Source organism: Paracoccus luteus, assembly GCF_004522155.1.
In the GTDB taxonomy this organism is placed as follows: domain Bacteria; phylum Pseudomonadota; class Alphaproteobacteria; order Rhodobacterales; family Rhodobacteraceae; genus Paracoccus; species Paracoccus luteus.
In genome coordinates, this window is record NZ_SDEA01000008.1 from 55,762 (window position 1) to 71,830 (window position 16,069).

At 69.9% G+C, this 16,069-nt stretch carries 12 protein-coding genes and 1 tRNA gene; 6 read left to right on the forward strand and 7 right to left on the reverse strand.

Annotated elements, in window-relative coordinates; all coding sequences use genetic code 11:
* Nucleotides 1–413: 413 nt before the first annotated feature.
* The 5 genes from gltB to EPA64_RS10980 form a co-directional block, all read right to left on the reverse strand.
* On the reverse strand, nucleotides 414–4,949 hold the full coding sequence (gene gltB / locus EPA64_RS10960) for a glutamate synthase large subunit (RefSeq protein WP_134726397.1): 4,536 nt from the start codon (nucleotides 4,947–4,949) through the stop codon (nucleotides 414–416).
* Nucleotides 4,946–5,644: a hypothetical protein gene (locus EPA64_RS10965; protein ID WP_246026721.1), complete on the reverse strand. Its 699-nt coding sequence runs from the start codon at nucleotides 5,642–5,644 to the stop codon at nucleotides 4,946–4,948. Before EPA64_RS10965 ends, gltB begins: the two co-directional genes overlap by 4 nt.
* Complete coding sequence (locus tag EPA64_RS10970; protein ID WP_134726398.1) at nucleotides 5,644–7,212, reverse strand: NAD(P)-dependent oxidoreductase; 1,569 nt, start codon at nucleotides 7,210–7,212, stop codon at nucleotides 5,644–5,646. The genes EPA64_RS10965 and EPA64_RS10970 overlap by 1 nt, the downstream gene beginning before the upstream one ends.
* A 147-nt stretch (nucleotides 7,213–7,359) precedes the next feature.
* Complete coding sequence (locus tag EPA64_RS10975; protein ID WP_134726399.1) at nucleotides 7,360–8,163, reverse strand: undecaprenyl-diphosphate phosphatase; 804 nt, start codon at nucleotides 8,161–8,163, stop codon at nucleotides 7,360–7,362.
* Nucleotides 8,163–9,149 (reverse strand): complex I NDUFA9 subunit family protein, encoded by a 987-nt coding sequence (locus EPA64_RS10980; protein WP_134726400.1) that lies wholly within the window; start codon nucleotides 9,147–9,149, stop codon nucleotides 8,163–8,165. Before EPA64_RS10980 ends, EPA64_RS10975 begins: the two co-directional genes overlap by 1 nt.
* Nucleotides 9,150–9,364: 215 nt before the next feature.
* Between EPA64_RS10980 and EPA64_RS10985 the strand changes: the two genes are divergently transcribed.
* Nucleotides 9,365–9,449 (forward strand) — tRNA-Leu (locus EPA64_RS10985).
* Between the two features lie 67 nt (nucleotides 9,450–9,516).
* Here EPA64_RS10985 and EPA64_RS10990 read toward each other — a convergent pair.
* Together EPA64_RS10990 and EPA64_RS10995 are read right to left on the reverse strand one after the other, a co-directional pair.
* The gene (locus tag EPA64_RS10990; protein ID WP_220443746.1) at nucleotides 9,517–11,151 is read right to left on the reverse strand and encodes a PQQ-dependent sugar dehydrogenase; all 1,635 of its coding nucleotides are present in this window, start codon (nucleotides 11,149–11,151) and stop codon (nucleotides 9,517–9,519) included.
* Nucleotides 11,151–11,573, reverse strand: coding sequence for a DUF2231 domain-containing protein (locus tag EPA64_RS10995; RefSeq protein ID WP_134726402.1), 423 nt, complete (start codon nucleotides 11,571–11,573; stop codon nucleotides 11,151–11,153). Before EPA64_RS10995 ends, EPA64_RS10990 begins: the two co-directional genes overlap by 1 nt.
* A gap of 184 nt (nucleotides 11,574–11,757) precedes the next feature.
* Here EPA64_RS10995 and EPA64_RS11000 point away from each other — a divergent pair, with 184 nt between their 5' ends.
* The 5 genes from EPA64_RS11000 to EPA64_RS11020 all read left to right on the forward strand — a co-directional run bounded on the left by EPA64_RS11000 (nucleotide 11,758) and on the right by EPA64_RS11020 (nucleotide 16,069).
* On the forward strand, nucleotides 11,758–12,471 hold the full coding sequence (locus tag EPA64_RS11000; RefSeq protein WP_134726403.1) for a DUF1269 domain-containing protein: 714 nt from the start codon (nucleotides 11,758–11,760) through the stop codon (nucleotides 12,469–12,471).
* Between the two features lie 93 nt (nucleotides 12,472–12,564).
* Nucleotides 12,565–13,296: a monofunctional biosynthetic peptidoglycan transglycosylase gene (gene mtgA, locus EPA64_RS11005; protein ID WP_181953514.1), complete on the forward strand. Its 732-nt coding sequence runs from the start codon at nucleotides 12,565–12,567 to the stop codon at nucleotides 13,294–13,296.
* 94 nt (nucleotides 13,297–13,390) lie between these two features.
* Entirely contained in the window at nucleotides 13,391–14,071 is a 681-nt protein-coding gene (fzlA, locus tag EPA64_RS11010; RefSeq protein WP_134726405.1) for an FtsZ-binding protein FzlA, read from the forward strand.
* Between the two features lie 64 nt (nucleotides 14,072–14,135).
* Entirely contained in the window at nucleotides 14,136–15,161 is a 1,026-nt protein-coding gene (queG, locus tag EPA64_RS11015) for a tRNA epoxyqueuosine(34) reductase QueG (RefSeq protein ID WP_425467029.1), read from the forward strand.
* A complete protein-coding gene (locus EPA64_RS11020) occupies nucleotides 15,158–16,069 on the forward strand; it encodes a DMT family transporter (RefSeq protein WP_134726407.1) in 912 nt (303 codons plus the stop codon). The genes queG and EPA64_RS11020 overlap by 4 nt, the downstream gene beginning before the upstream one ends.

Sequence of the window (16,069 nt, forward strand, 5' to 3'; positions counted from 1 at the left end):
TGGACTGCGACGGGCACGGGCGCTGCGGCGGGCACGGGGGCTGCGGCGGGCACGGGGGCTGCGCCGCGGAATGGGACTGCGTTGCGGAACCGTCGCCGCGCCCCGGAACCAATGTCGCGCCCGCGCCGCGAGACTGCGCGACGGAACGCCGGATGGGTGGGACGGGGGGCGGCGCCGCCCCCGCGATCACTCGCCGGGCATGGGGGCAGCGTTGCAGAATATGTGCCCCGCCCAGCGCGAGGTCGCGGGGGGGTCCGCGTTGAGGAATGGATGCGCCCCCGGGCACGCGCTGCGCCCCGGAGCGGGCTGCGTTGCGAAACCGGCGTCGCGCCACGGCACCAAAGTCGCGCCGTGGGGCGAGGCTGCGCCCCGGCAGCCGGCGGGCAACGGGGGGGCGTCGCCGCCCCCCGCCTTCACTCCGCCGGGATGGCGGCCAGGTCGCCCGTCTCGGCCAGCGGGTGCGTCAGGTGGGGCAGCATCTCGCGCGGGCACAGTTGCAGGAAATGCCCGCGCTCGCGGTCCCAGTCGGCCAGGATGTCGGCGGCGCGGCGGCTGCCCGTCTCGGCCAGATGACGCTCGACCAGCCCTTTCAGCTGCGTTTCCCAGTGCGGCTGGGTGACGGCGCAGCTGACCAGCGTCTCGTCGTTCAGATAGGCGGGCGCGAGGCCGTCGGGGTCATACAGATACGCCATCCCGCCCGTCATCCCCGCGCCAAAGTTCGCGCCGATGCGGCCCAGGATCACCGCGACCCCGCCGGTCATGTATTCGCAGCCGTTCGACCCGCAGCCCTCGATCACCACCGACGCGCCCGAGTTGCGGACCGCGAAGCGTTCGCCCGCGCGCCCGGCGGCGAACAGGAACCCGGACGTCGCGCCATACAGCACGGTGTTGCCGATGATGGTGTTGTCGGCGGCGACCAGCGGGCTGTCCATCGGCGGGCGGACGGTGATGATGCCGCCCGACAGGCCCTTGCCGACATAGTCGTTGGCGTCGCCCGTCACCTCGATCTTCAGCCCCGGCGCGGCGAACGCGCCCAGCGACTGCCCGGCCGACCCGGTCAGCCGCACGGTCAGGTGGTCGGGCTGCAAGCCGTTGCGCATCCCGTAACGCTGCACGATCAGGCTGGACGTGCGGGTGCCGATGGTCCGATGCGTGTTGCGCACCGCATAGGACAGCTGCATCTTTTCGCCGTCGTCAAAGAACCGCGCCGCGTCGCGGGCGATTTCCGCGTCCAGCGTGTCCAGCACCGCGTTGCGCGGGCGGGTGCGGTCATAGACGATCTTGTCGGACCCATCGACCGTGATCAGCAGCGGGTTCAGGTCCAGGTCGTCCAGATGCGCGCTGCCCCGGCTGACCTGCGTCAGCAGGTCGGCCCGCCCGATCACCTCGTCCAGCGACCGCGCGCCGATGGACGCAAGGATCTCGCGCACCTCCTGCGCATAAAAGGTGATGAGGTTCACCACCTTGTCCGCCGAGCCGGTGAACATCGCGCGCAGCCGTTCATCCTGCGTGCAGACGCCCACCGGGCAGGTGTTCGACTGGCACTGGCGCACCATGATGCAACCCATCGCGATCAGGGCGGCGGTGCCGATGCCGTATTCCTCGGCCCCCATCATCGCCGCCATCACCACGTCGCGGCCCGTCCTGAGGCCGCCGTCGGTGCGCAGCGTCACCCGGTCGCGCAGGCGGTTCATCGCCAGCACCTGATGCGCCTCGGTCAGCCCCATCTCCCACGGCAGGCCCGCGAACTTGATGGACGTCGCGGGGCTGGCCCCGGTGCCGCCGTTGTGGCCGGAAATCAGGATGATGTCGGCCTTGGCCTTGGCGACGCCCGCCGCGATGGTGCCGACGCCGGACCCGGCCACCAGCTTGACGGTGATCTTGGCGCGCGGGTTGATCTGCTTCAGGTCATAGATCAGCTGCGCCAGATCCTCGATCGAATAGATGTCGTGGTGCGGCGGGGGCGAGATCAGCGTCACCCCCGGCGTCGAATGGCGCAGCCGCGCGATCAGCGACGTGACCTTCATCCCCGGCAGCTGCCCGCCCTCGCCGGGCTTGGCGCCCTGCGCGACCTTGATCTCAAGCTCCTCGCAGGCGTTCAGGTATTCCGCCGTGACGCCGAAGCGGCCCGAGGCCACCTGCTTGATCTTGGCGCAGGGGTTGTCGCCGTTCGGCAGCGGGTGGCTGTGCGCAGGGTCTTCCCCGCCCTCGCCGGAATCGGATTTCGCCCCGATCCGGTTCATGGCGATGTTCAGCGTCATATGCGCCTCGGGCGACAGCGCCCCTAGCGACATGCCCGGCGTCACGAAGCGCTTTCGGATCGAGGTGATGCTTTCCACCTCCTCGATGGGCACCGGCTTGCCCAGCGCCTTGATGTCCAGCAGGTCGCGCAGGTGGATCGGCGGGTTCGCCCGCATCGCGCCGGAAAACTGCTTCCAGATTTCATAGGACGCCTTTTCGCAGGCGACCTGCAGCAGGCGCATGGTGTTGGCCTCCCACGCGTGGTTTTCGCCCGACCGCCGCGCCTTGTAGAAGCCGCCGATGGGCAGCAGATCGCCCGCCTGCGCGTGCCAGCCCTTGTGGTGGATGTCTTCCAGCTTGGCCTGCAGCCCGTGCAGCCCGATGCCGGAAATGCGGCTTTGCATGCCGGGGAAGAACTCGGCCACCATCGCGCGGGACAGCCCCACCGCCTCGAAGTTGAGGCCGCCGCGATAGGACGACAGGACCGAGATCCCCATCTTGGCCATGATCTTCAACAGCCCCGCGTCGATGGCGTCGCGATAGCGGCACATCGCGTGGATCAGGTCGCCCGCCAGCAGCCCGCGATCGATCCGGTCGGCGATGGTGTCCTGCGCCAGATAGGGGTTCACCGTCGTCGCGCCGCAGCCGATCAGCACGGCAAAGTAATGCGGGTCGATGCATTCCGCCGACCGCACGTTGATCGAACAGAAGGTCCGCAGCCCCTTGCGCGTCAGCCAGCTGTGCACCGCGCTGGTCGCCAGGATCATCGGCAGGCCGATGCGGTCCGGTCCCTGCCGTTCGTCGGTCAGCACGATCTGGCCCGCGCCGGAACGCACCGCGTCCTCGGCCTCGGCCCGGATGCGGGCCAGCGCCTCGGCCATCGCATCCTGTCCGGCGCCGTCGGGGAAGGTGCAGTCGATCCACGTCACCGCGTCGCCGAACATCCGCACGACCTCGGCCAGCTCGCCGCTGGCAAGGAAGGGCGTTTCCAGCAGCGTGATCTCGGTATGGCGCGAGGATTCATCCAGCACGTTCTTGAGGTTGCCGAACCGGGTCTTGAGGCTCATCACCCGCGTTTCCCGCAGGCTGTCAATCGGCGGGTTGGTGACCTGGCTGAAGTTCTGGCGGAAGAAATGCGACAGCGGCCGGTATTGCGCCGACAGCACCGCCGGCGGCGTGTCGTCGCCCATGCTGGCCAGCGCCTCTTTCCCGTCCTCGACCATCGGGGCCAGCACCGTCTCGATCTCCTCGACGGTATAGCCGGCGGCGATCTGGCGGCGGCGCAGCTCCTCGGCGCGGTAATTCACCGGTTCGGGCAGGTTTTCCAGCATCTTGCCGGGCTGGACGACCTTTTCCACCCAGTCGCCAAAGGGCTGGCTGGCGGCCAGCCGGTCCTTGATCTCGCGGTCGTGGTAAAGCCGACCGTCCGTCATATCGACGGCGATCATCTGCCCCGGCCCCAGCGCGCCCTTTTCGCGCACCAGCGATTCCGGGACCGGCACCATCCCCACCTCGGACCCCGCGATCAGCAGGTTGTCGGTGGTCACGACATAGCGCATCGGGCGCAGGCCGCTACGGTCCAGCCCCCCGCAGACCCAGCGCCCGTCCGTCATCGCCAGGGCGGCGGGGCCGTCCCACGGCTCCATGATGGAATTGCAATAGGCGTACATGTCGGCCCACGCCCTGGGCATGTCGGTGGTGGCCTTGGACCACGCCTCGGGCACCATGATCGACTTGACCATCGGCGCGCTGCGGCCCGACCGGACCATCACCTCGAACACGGCGTCCAGCGCGGCGCTGTCGGACGACCCGCCGGGCACGATCGGCTTGATGTCCTCGGCCATGTCGCCAAAGGTCACCGACGCCATGCGGATTTCATGGCTTTTCAGCCAGTTGAGGTTGCCCTTCAGCGTGTTGATCTCGCCGTTGTGGGCCAGCATGCGGAAGGGCTGGGCCAGCCACCACTGCGGGAAGGTGTTGGTGGAATAACGCTGGTGATAGATCGCAAAGGCGCTTTCGAACCGTGCGTCTTTCAGGTCGGGATAGAACTCGGCCACCTGCTCGGCCAGCATCATGCCCTTGTAGATGATCGACCGGCAGGACAGCGTGCAGATATACATCCCCGCGATCTGGGCGGCGACGGCGGCGCGCTCGATCCGGCGGCGGATGATATACAGTTCGCGCTCGAACGCCTCGTGATCGATGTCCTTTTCGCAGCGGATCAGGATCTGCTCGATCTCGGGGCGGGTGGCGTTGGCCTTTTCGCCCAGCACGGCGGTGTTCACGGGGACATGCCGCCAGCCATAGATATAGTGGCCCATCCGCAGCACCTCGGATTCCACGATGGTGCGGCAGCGTTCCTGCGCGCCAAAGTCGGTGCGCGGCAGGAACACCTGGCCCACGGCGATCAGCTTGGCCGGGTCGGGCTTGTGGCCGGTGCGGTGGACCTGGTCGTGAAAGAACGCCACCGGGATCTGGACGTGGATGCCCGCGCCGTCGCCGGTCTTGCCGTCCGCATCGACCGCGCCCCGGTGCCACACGGCCTTCAGCGCGTCGATGCCGTTTTCCACGACCCGGCGCGAGGGGGAGCCGTCGATGTTGACCACCAGCCCCACCCCGCAGGACGAATGTTCGTCCTCGGCCCGGTAAAGCGAGTTCTCCGCCATCCACGCGCGGCGGATTTCTTCCTGCTGCTGCCAGTCGGTCATGTCGCGGCCTTTCCGGTTGCGCGCTGCGTCATCAGCAGGTCGCAGTCATATTCGGGTGTGGTCGATGCAAAGCCCGGCTGTCCGGGCGCAATCAGGCGCATGGGCGTGTCGTTGGTGTCCTGCGTCGCGCCGGTCCAGTCGGTCGCGGTTTCGACGCCGCCGTAAAAGCGGCCCTGTTCGCGGTTGACGAACTGGCCGCCGCGGCGGTCGATCAGCAGGTCGCCGGCCTCGGAAAAGGTTTTCAGCTGGAACGTTGTGACGTCCAGCGTCACACCCGACACCGTGACCGTCTTGCCGGTCAGGCGGTCGCCGCCGATGTGGCGCAAGCGCTCGCCCGTGGTGGAACGCGTCCAGAAGTCGAAATCATCGCGCCCGGTTTCCAGCAGCGTGGTCAGGCTGGCGTGGTCGGCCGATGCCTCGTCAAGCGTGTCGGTGACGCCCGACACAAGGTCGGTGCTTTCCATCCACCGCGTTTGCGCGTCGATGCGCGATTCGTGCACGCGGCCCGCCTTGGTGAAATAGGTCACGCGCTGGTCGCCCGGCGCGTCCGCGTCACAGCGGTAATGCTGCGCCACGGTGCAGGACCGCTGCTGCACGGTCAGTTCCAGCCGGCAGCCGGCGGGCGGTGTCCACTGCGCAGCGGCGGCGGGCGCAGCCGCCACCAGCGCCAGCGCCGCAGGGGCAAGGGCGCGCATCACTGCGCCGCCATGCGCGTGGCCGCGCCCAGTTCGGCGGCGATGGCGTCGGCCGCCTCGCGCCCGTCGCGGATCGCCCAGACGACAAGGCTGGCGCCCCGCACGATGTCGCCGACCGCCCAGACCCCGGGCAGGCTGGTCGCGTGGGTGCGGAAATCGGCGCGGATGGTGCCCCATCGCGTCACCTCCAGCCCCTCCACGCCCCACAGGCGGGGCAGTTCCTCAGGCTCGAACCCCAGCGCCTTGATGACCAGGTCGGCGGGTTCGTGGTAATCGGCGCCCTCGATCGCCTCGGGCATCTGGCGGCCCGACACGTCCGGCGCGCCCAGCCGCATCCGGGTGACGCGCAGCCCAAGGGCGGGGCCGGTCGAGCGGTCGGTGTCCGTCACGATCCGCGCGGGCGACAGCCGGGGGTTGTCGCCGATGCCGTCGCCGTCCACGTCGCCGCCGTCATTGGCGACCTCGGCCTCGTCCGCAGTCGCGGCGTCGCCCGCGACATGGCCGGCGAATGCGTTGGGCGCCGACAGCCAGACGAACTCGACACCCTCTTCCTCGGCGTTCTGCACCTCGCGCTGACTGCCCGGCATGTTGGCGCGGTCGCGGCGATAGAGGCATTTGACCGACGCCGCCCCCTGCCGGATCGCGGTGCGCACGCAGTCCATCGCGGTGTCGCCGCCGCCGATGACGACGACGCGCTTGCCCGCGGCATTCAGTTCGCCGTCGGCAAAATCCGGCACCTCGTCGCCCAGATCGACGCGGTTGCTGGCGGTCAGGTAATCCAGCGCCGCCACGACGCCGCGCGCGGGCGCGTTGTCGATGTCCAGATCGCGGGTCTTGTAGACGCCGGTCGCGATCAGCACCGCGTCGTGCCGGCCCCTGATCGCGTCAAAGCTGATGGTGCGGCCCACCTCGGCGTTCAGCACGAACTCGACCCCGCCATCCGACAGCAGCCGGGTCCGGCGTTCGACGACGTGCTTTTCCAGCTTGAAGCCGGGGATGCCATAGATCATCAGCCCGCCCGCGCGGTCGTGGCGGTCATAGACGGTGACCTGGAACCCCATGCGCCGCAGCCGGTCGGCCGCCGCCAGCCCGCCCGGACCGGCGCCGATGATGCCGACGCTTTCGCCGCGTTCGGCCAGCGGGCGGATCGGCTCGACCCAGCCTTCCTGCCATGCGGTGTCGTTGATGTATTTCTCGATGGCGCCGATGGTGACGGTGCCGTGGCCCGACTGCTCGATGACGCAGTTGCCCTCGCACAGGCGGTCCTGGGGGCAGATGCGGCCGCAGATTTCCGGGAATGTGTTGGTCGCCTGGCTGGTCAGATGCGCCTCGCGCAGGCGCCCCTCGGCGGTCAGCCGCAGCCAGTCGGGGATGTTGTTGTGCAGCGGGCAGTGCGACTGGCAATAGGGCACGCCGCATTGGCTGCACCGGCTGGCCTGCTCGGCGGCCTTGGCGCCGGCGAACTCGCGATAGATCTCGTGGAAATCGTCGGCGCGCTCATCCGCCGTGCGCTTTTCCGGCATCTCGCGACCAACGGTCACGAACTTCAGCATCGTCTGCGTGGCCATCGGCTGCGCCCCTTGGTCGAATCGCTTGGGACCGCAATAAACCAGCACCGGAATCTGATAAAGTCAGCAAGACTGATCTATCGCGCAGATATTTTCAATCGCTCAACAATTGCCGGGATTTCTAGCGGCTCATTAGGTCAGCACCGCTTACCCTTGCGCCATAAGCGCCAGCAAAGCCACGCCTCCCACCCCGATCCGCCACCACGCAAAGACGCCGTAACCATGCACCGAGACATAGTTCAGCAGTCCGCGCACCACGACCAGCGCCGACAGGAACGCGCATACGAACCCGATCGCCACGTTTCCGGCAGCGGCCGCGTCCAGGATGTCGCGGTTCTTCAGCAGGTCATAGGTGAACGCCCCCAGCATCGTGGGCATCGACAGGAAAAAGCTGAACTCGGCCGCGGACCGCTTGTCCGCGCCCAGCGCCAGCGCCCCCACGATGGTCGCGCCCGATCGCGACACGCCGGGGATCATCGCAAGGCACTGGATCGCGCCGATCCCCAGCGCCATCCGCAGGGGGAAATCCTCGGCCTGGTGATAGCGCGGGTTGACCGCCAGCCGGTCGGCGAACAGCAGCACCACGCCCCCAAGGATCAGCATGACCGCGATCAGCACCGGGGTTTCGAACAGCACGCGCTTGATGATGTCATGGGCCAGCACGCCCACGACGACCGCGGGCAGGAACGCGACCAGCACCGCCGCGATGAACCGGCGCGCGCGCGGGTCGCGGGGGGCCGCCGCCATGATCGACCACAGCCGGCCGGCATAGACGAACAGGATGGCAAGGATAGCGCCCAGCTGGATCAGCACCTCGAACGCGCGGCCGGGGCTGTCAAAGCCCAGGAAATGCCCCGCCAGCAGCACATGCCCGGTCGAGCTGACGGGGATGAACTCGGACAGCCCCTCGACCACGCCGAGGGCCGCGGCAACCAGCGTGTCTGGCGCCATCAGCGTTCGCGCAGGTTCTTGGCCGATGCCTTGATGGCGTCATATTGCCCGGACGGGCGGAACCGCCAAAGATATTCCGGCACCACCGCCGCGGCGGCGACCGGATGGATGCCCAGTTCGGCAAACCCCATCACGCCCTGCCCGACCCGATTCGGCCGGCGCAGCAGGCGCGCCTGATCGCGGGTGATGACACGGTTCGTGACCAGCCCGCCGGTGGTCCACTGGGCGGCGTCGAACATCCCGCCCAGAATGCCCGCCATCCAGTTCGGCATGCCGATGATAGCCCGCCGCCGGCCGGTCGTGTCGGCCACCAGCCGCGCGATCTGGCGCATCGTCATGACGTCGGGGCCGCCCAGCTCATAGACGCCGGGTTCGGCCTGGCCGCTGGCGGCCTTGAGGGCGGCGCAGGCCACGTCCTCGACATAGACCGGCTGCATCTCGGCGCTGGCGCCGGGCACCAGCATGACCGGACCCAGCCGCGACAGGCTGCCGATGCGGTTGAAGAACTTGTCGTCCGGCCCGAACATCACCGACGGGCGCAGGATCACGGCGTCGGGCCGGTGGGCCAGCACCGCCGCCTCGCCGCGGCCCTTGGATGCGGCATAGCGGCTGTCGCTGTCGGGGTCGGCGCCGATGGCCGAGACATGGACGAAGCGCCCGACGCCCCGCTGCGCGGCGATGCGCGCGATGCGGCCCGCGGCCTCGTCATGGACGGCGTCAAAGCTGTTCGGCCCCTGCCGGACCATGATGCCCACGCAGTTGATGACCGCATCGGCGTCCATCAGCGCCGCCGTCACCGACAGATCGTCGCGCACGTTGCAGGGCACCGGCTCGACCTGGCCCACGCTGCCATAGGTGCGGACCACGCCCGCCAGGTTCGGCCGCCGGCACGCCACGCGGACGCGCCAGCCGTCGCGCGCCATCAGCCGCGCGATCTGACGGCCCAGAAAGCCCGACCCGCCATAGATGGTGACCAGTCTCGACATGCGCTGCCCCCCGGTCGGGCGCCGCAACGGCGCCGGAAATGCCTGCTACCCCGCTGATAGCCGACGCCCTTTCCGGCATCAAGACGCCGCGCCGCCGCATCCGGTGGGGCGGCGGCAGCGTGCCGCCGGGTCACGGACCAAGGGCCTGCGATTTTCTTGCGACGCCCTGTTGACACCCCCCGCCGACCTCTCTAAATCCCCGCCTCACGCAACCTGCCCAGGTGGCGGAATTGGTAGACGCGCACGGTTCAGGTCCGTGTGCCGCAAGGCGTGGAGGTTCGAGTCCTCTCCTGGGCACCATGCGGACAAGGCCCGGAAAGCAAACGCTTTCCGGGCCTTTTTGTATTCCGGGGCAGAGGGGTCTGGGTCAGTCGGCCGGTGCGGGCGGCGTGGCCCCTGCCGCCGGTTCCGCCGCGGGCGCGGGGGTGGTCGCTGCGGGTGCGGCATCGGGTGCCGGGGTTGCGGGTGCGGATGCAGCAGCGGGTGCGGCATCGGGTGCCGGGGTCGCGGGTGCGGATGCAGCAGCGGGCGCCGCATCGGTTGCCGGGGTCGCCGGGGCGGGTGCAGCGTCAGGCGCGGCGTCAGTCGCCGGGGTCGCCGGGGCGGGTGCAGCGTCAGGCGCGGCGTCAGTCGCCGGGGTCGCCGGGGCGGGTGCAGCGTCAGGCGCGGCGTCCGTCGCCGGTGCGGCGGTCGGCGGTGCGGCCCCAGCGTCCGGCGTGACGCGCCAGACCGTGTTCGTCAGATCGTCGGCGACGATCAGCGCGCCGCGCGGATCGACCGTTACGCCGACCGGACGGCCCCGCGTGTTGCCGTCCTCTTGCAGGAAGCCCGACACGAAATCGACCGGGTCGCCCGCCGGCGCGCCGTCGCGGAACGGGACGAAGATCACCTTGTAGCCGACCGGCTCGCTGCGGTTCCAGCTGCCGTGTTCGCCCACGAACACGCCGTCCGCGAACCCGGTCCCCATCGCCTCGCTGGAAAACGCCACCCCCAGCGCCGCGACATGCGAGCCCAGCGCATAGTCGGGCGCGATGGCCGAGGCGACCTTTTCGGGGTCTTGCGGCTGCGCGCGCGGATCGACCGTCTGCCCCCAATAGCTGTAGGGCCAGCCATAGAACGCGCCCTGCCGGACCGAGGTGAGATAGTCGGGCACCAGATCGTCGCCGATCTCGTCGCGTTCGTTCACCACCGCCCACAACTGGTCCGTGCCGGGCTGGATGGCCAGCGCGGTGGGATTGCGCAGCCCGGTCGCATAGATGCTGTGCGCGCCGGTCTGCGCGTCGATCTGCCAGACCATCGCGCGGTCTTCCTCGGCCGCCATGCCGCGTTCGGTGATGTTGCTGTTCGACCCGATGCCGACATACAGGAACCGCCCGTCGGCGCTGGCGGTCATCGCCTTGGTCCAGTGGTGGTTGATGGCGGCGGGCAGCCGGGTCAGCGTCTCGGGCGGCCCGGCGGCCTCGGTCTGGCCGTCGGCATAGTCGAAGGTCACCACCGCGTCCTGGTTGGCGACAAAGATCGTGCCGTCGATCAGCGCAAGGCCATAGGGTGCGTTCAGGCCGTCGGCAAACACCCCCTGGGTTTCATAGACTCCGTCGCCATCCGCGTCGCGCAGCAGGGTCAGGCGGTTCCCGCCCTCGACCTTGCTTTTCCCCAGGCTCTTGATAAAGCCCGCGATGATGTCCTTGGGCCGCAGCGCGGGGGCGTTGCCGCCCGACCCTTCGGCCACCAGGATGTCGCCGTTGGGCAGGATCAGCGTCTGGCGCGGGATCTTCAGGTCCGTGGCGATTGGTTCGATGGTGTATCCCTCGGGGACGGTGGGGCGGGCGTCGCCCCACATCGCCGGCCGCGGGATCGTCATGGCGGGCAGCAGGCCCCGTTGGGGGTCGGGCAGGGCCGGGTTCGCGCCGAACTGCGCGGGCGCGGCCGCATCCTGCGCGGACGCGCCGCCGGTCAGCGCGGCGGACAGCAGGGCAGAGCCGATCACGAGGGTCGCGCGCATCATTCCATCCTTCCTGCGGCATGGCCGATCCAGGCCGCCGCCAGCGCCAGCGCCGTCGTGACCGCCGACAGATAAAGCCCCTCGGGCATGGTCGCCCACGCGTCCTTGGCGTGGACCAGCGCGTTCAGGAAGCCCAGCACCCACATGACAAGCAGCAGGGCGAAATAGAGGCCGCGCCGGTCCGTCCCGCCGGGTCGGCGGCGAAACAGGTTGATGAACGCCCACAGCACCGCGCCGGCGCTGACCAGCAGGCCGCCGGCGATCAGCCACGACGAGAAATTGGCCCACTGGACCTCATACGTGGCGCGATAGGCGAAATCGCTGGCCAGCGCGCCCGCGAACAGCGGAAACGCCGCCCCCAGGCAGATGGCGTGCAGCGGATGCAGCGGCCGTGGCCGTATCGGCGTGGACAGGGCGACCATGACCGCTCCTTTGGTTGCGTGACCGGGTATGGGGGGCGAACGCGTCGGCTGCGGGGCGGTTCCGGCCGCGTTGCCCGCCCGGCCCGTGCGCCGGGGTGCTGAGGCGAAAATGTCGCCGACGGGACGGACCCGGCCCGCCCCCGGCGAGTTGGGGTGCGAAACCCCGCAGCAGCAGGAGAAAGCGATGTCACAGCTGATCGTCATCGGGTTCGACAACCAGGCCGACGCCTTTGAACTGCGTCAGGATCTTGTCAAGGCGCAGGCCGAATACCTGATCCGGCTTGAGGATGCGGTCGTCGTCACCCGCCCGTCCGCCGGCGAATACCAGCTGCACCAGGCGGTCAACCTGGCCTCTGCCGGGGCGCTGGGCGGCACGTTCTGGGGTGGGCTGATCGGGCTGCTGTTCCTGAACCCGCTGCTGGGCGCGGCCGTCGGCGCGGCGTCCGGGGCCGTTGCGGGCCGCTATTCCGACTATGGGATCAACGACGATTTCATCCGCAGCATCGGCAAGACCGTGCCCGAAGGCAGCGCCGCGGTGTTCATCCTGGCGCGCGAGGTCAATACCGACAAGCTTCTCCCGCGGCTTGAGAAATACGGGTCGGGGGCGCGGGTGATCCAGACCTCGATGAGCGACGCGGACGAGGCACGGCTACGCGAGACGATGCGGGGCGCAGTCTGGCAAACCGGCGCGGCGGCACCCGGTGGGGCGGCATCCGGTGGGGCGGCACCCGGCGGGGCGGCATCCGGTGGGGCGGCACCCGGCGGGGCGGCACCCGGCGGGGCGGCATCCGGCGCGGCGGCACCCGGCGGGGCGGCGACCGTCCAGACCACCGGCAGCGCCCCCGACACCGCCTCGGACGCGCCGGGCCACCATTCCACCGCGGCGCCACGCGCCTGACGGGTCCGCCGCGCCACAGGCGCGTGCCGCGCATCGGCTTGCGCGCCGCCGTTCCTTGACGCCTTGCGCGGGGGCGTGACACTGGGGGCCATGATGCCGCCCGCAACGATGCATGCCGCAGACGGCGGCCCTGCCCCTCGCCGCCGGCGCTCCCTGCTGCGGCGCGCGTGGCGGGGGCTGCGCTGGCTGGCGTGGCGTTTCGCCGCGCTGATGCTGGCGATGGTGGTGCTGTTCTGGATGGTGAACCCGCCCACCACCTGGACGATAATGACCGAGGCGGGCGCGACCGGGCCGCACGACGCCACCCGCCGCTGGACCCGCGCCGACGACATCGCCCCGGTCATGCTGCGGTCGGTGGTCGCGGCCGAGGACGCCAATTTCTGCAGCCACTGGGGGTTCGACATGGCCGAGATCCGCCGCGTCATCGCGCGGGGCGAAAACCGCGGCGCGTCCACCCTGACCCAGCAGACCGCCAAGAACGTCTATCTGTGGCAGGGACGCAGCTGGGTCCGCAAGGCGCTGGAAACGCTGTATACTCCCATGATCGAGGCGGTCTGGTCCAAGCGCCGCATCGTCGAGGTCTATCTGAACGTGGCCGAGTTCGGCCCCGGCGTGTTCGGCATCCACGCCGCCGCCGCGCATCATTTCGGCACGACCCCCGACCGGCTGACGGCGGGCCAGGCGGCGGCGCTGGCCGCCGTGCTGCCCGCGCCCAAGACCCGCGACCCGCGCCCGCGCTCGGCCCGCGCCCGCGCCATTGCCGACGGCGCCGAGACGATCCGCCGCGACGGCCGGGCGGCCTGCTTTCAGGGCGGGGGCGGCTGACCGCGCCCCCCGCGCCCCAGCCCCGCCACGCGCTGCGGTTGAACACCGCCCCCCGCTTGCGTATCACCGCACGGACCCATCGCAGGCAGTTTCCATGAATACCCCCACGACCCCCCGGCTTTACCACGTCCCGCTGTCGCCATTCTGCCGCAAGGTGCGGCTGGTGCTGGCCGAAAAGCGGATCGAGGTCGAGCTGGTCGAGGAACGCTGGTGGGAACCGGGGTCCGAGGTCCAGCGCCGCAACCCCGCCGGCAAGATCCCGGTGCTGCGGATGGACGGGCGGCTGATGGCCGAAAGCCAGGCGATCTGCGAATACCTCGACGAGATCGCGCCGACCCCGCCGCTGATGCCGAACTCGGCCCTTGACCGCTATGAGGTGCGCCGCCTGTGCGTCTGGTTCGACGACAAGTTCAACGCCGAGGTGACGCGCCCGGTGCTGTCGGAACGGGTGTGGAAAAAGGTGATGAAGGCCGGATACCCCGACAGCAAGCTGGTCAAGTCCGGGCTGCGCGCGGTCAAGGACCACATCGACTATATGACCGGGCTGCTGGAAACCCGCAAATGGCTGGCGGGCAACACCCTCAGCCTGGCGGATTTCACCGCCGCCGCGCATCTGTCGTGCCTGGATTACATCTCGGACGTGGACTGGGACCGTTCGACCACGCTGCGCGACTGGTATGCGACGGTGAAATCGCGCCCCGCCTTCCGGTCGCTGCTGGCCGATCAGGTGCCCGGGATCACGCCCGCGCCGCATTATGCCCAGCTTGATTTCTGATCCGCCGCCCGGGGGCAGGGTCGGGGGCGCTGCCTCCATCGTCTTACACGACGATCCCCGGGATATTTCCGCCACGCTGAAACAGGCGCTGCACGCGCAGGCGCTGGCCGAGGGGTTTACCGCCATGCGGGTCACCACCCCCGACGCAATCCCGCAGGCGGCGGCGCGGCTGGCCGAGTATGTGGCCAATGACCGCCACGGCCAGATGGGCTGGATGGCCGAGCGCATGGGCTGGCGCGGCGATCCCGCCGCCCTGTGGCCCGAGGCGCGGTCCGTGGTGATGCTGGCCGAGGCCTATACGCCCCCCCACGACCCGCGCGAGGATCTGGCGCGCGCCGACCGCGGCGCGGTCAGCGTCTATGCGCAGGGCAAGGACTATCACGACATCGTCAAGTCGCGGCTGAAGCGCGTCGGCCGCTGGCTGATCGAACAGGGCGGGGGCGGGATCAAGGTCTTCGTGGACACCGCCCCGGTCATGGAAAAGCCGCTGGCGCAGGCGGCGGGGCTGGGCTGGCAGGGCAAGCACACCAACCTGCTGTCGCGCGACCTCGGCAGCTGGTTCTTTCTGGGCGCGATCTTCACCACCCTGCCCCTGCCCCCCGACGCGGCCGAGGCCAGCCACTGCGGCAACTGCACCGCCTGCCTGGACATCTGCCCCACGCGGGCCTTTCCCGCGCCCTATCAGCTGGATGCGCGGCGCTGCATTTCCTATCTGACGATCGAACACAGGGGCCCGGTCGACCCCGAGCTGCGCCCCGCGCTGGGCAACCGCATCTATGGCTGCGACGACTGCCTTGCCGCCTGCCCGTGGAACAAGTTCGCCGTCGCCGCGACCGAGATGCGCTATCACGGGCCGCACCGCGCCCCGCCGCTGGCCGAGCTTGCGGCACTGGACGACGCGGGGTTCCGGGCGCGGTTTTCGGGCAGCCCGATCAAGCGCATCGGCCGCGACCGGATGGTGCGCAACGTGCTGTATGCGATCGGCAACAGCGGCCTGCCCGCCCTGCGTGGCGTGGCGCAGGGGCTGGCGGACGACCCCGATCCGGCGGTCGCCGATGCCGCGCGCTGGGCTGTGGCGCGGCTGGCATGAACCCCTTGCGCGGCGTCCTGCTGAAGCTGGGCAGCGTGTTCCTGTTCACCGTCATGGCCGCGATCCTGAAGGCCACGGCCGTCAGCGTCCCGGCGGGGGAACAGGTGTTCTTCCGGTCGCTGTTCGCCATTCCCGTGATCCTGGCCTGGCTTGCCCTCCGGGGCGAGATGGCGACCGGCCTGCGGACGCGCGACCCGATGAGCCATGCGTATCGCGGCATCGTGGGGTCCATCGCGATGGGCACCGGATTCGCCGGGCTGGGGCTGCTGCCGTTCCCCGAGGCGACGGCGCTGGGCTATGCCATGCCGCTGCTGACGGTGATCTTTGCGGCGATGTTTCTGGGCGAGACCGTCCGCGCCTTTCGGCTGGGCATGGTCGGGCTGGGGCTGGCGGGGGTGCTGATCGTGCTGTCGCCGCGCCTGTCGGCGGCCGCCGACGGCGTGTCGCTGGCCGAGACGCTGGGCGCGGTGCTGACGCTGATCGGGGCCGCGTTCGGGGCGCTGGCGCAGATCTTCATCTCGCGCATGGTGCGGACGGAATCGACGACGGCGGTGGTGTTCTGGTTTTCCGTCACGGCGACGGTGCTGTCGCTGGTCACGCTGCCCTTTGGCTGGGTGCTGCCCGACGCGCGCACGGCGGCGCTGCTGGTCGGCTGCGGCGTGCTGGGCGGCGCGGCGCAGATCATGCTGACCGCGTCCTATCGTTTCGCGGACGCCTCGCTGGTGGCGCCGTTCGACTATGCCTCGATGCTGATGGCGCTGGCGATCGGCTGGTTCGTCTTTGACGAGGGCGCCTCGCCGCGGATGCTGGCGGGCGCGGTCGTCATCATCGCGGCGGGCGTCGCGATCATCCTGCGCGAACGCTCGCTGGGCATCAGCCGCGCGCGCCGGGCGGGGACGCCCCGCTAG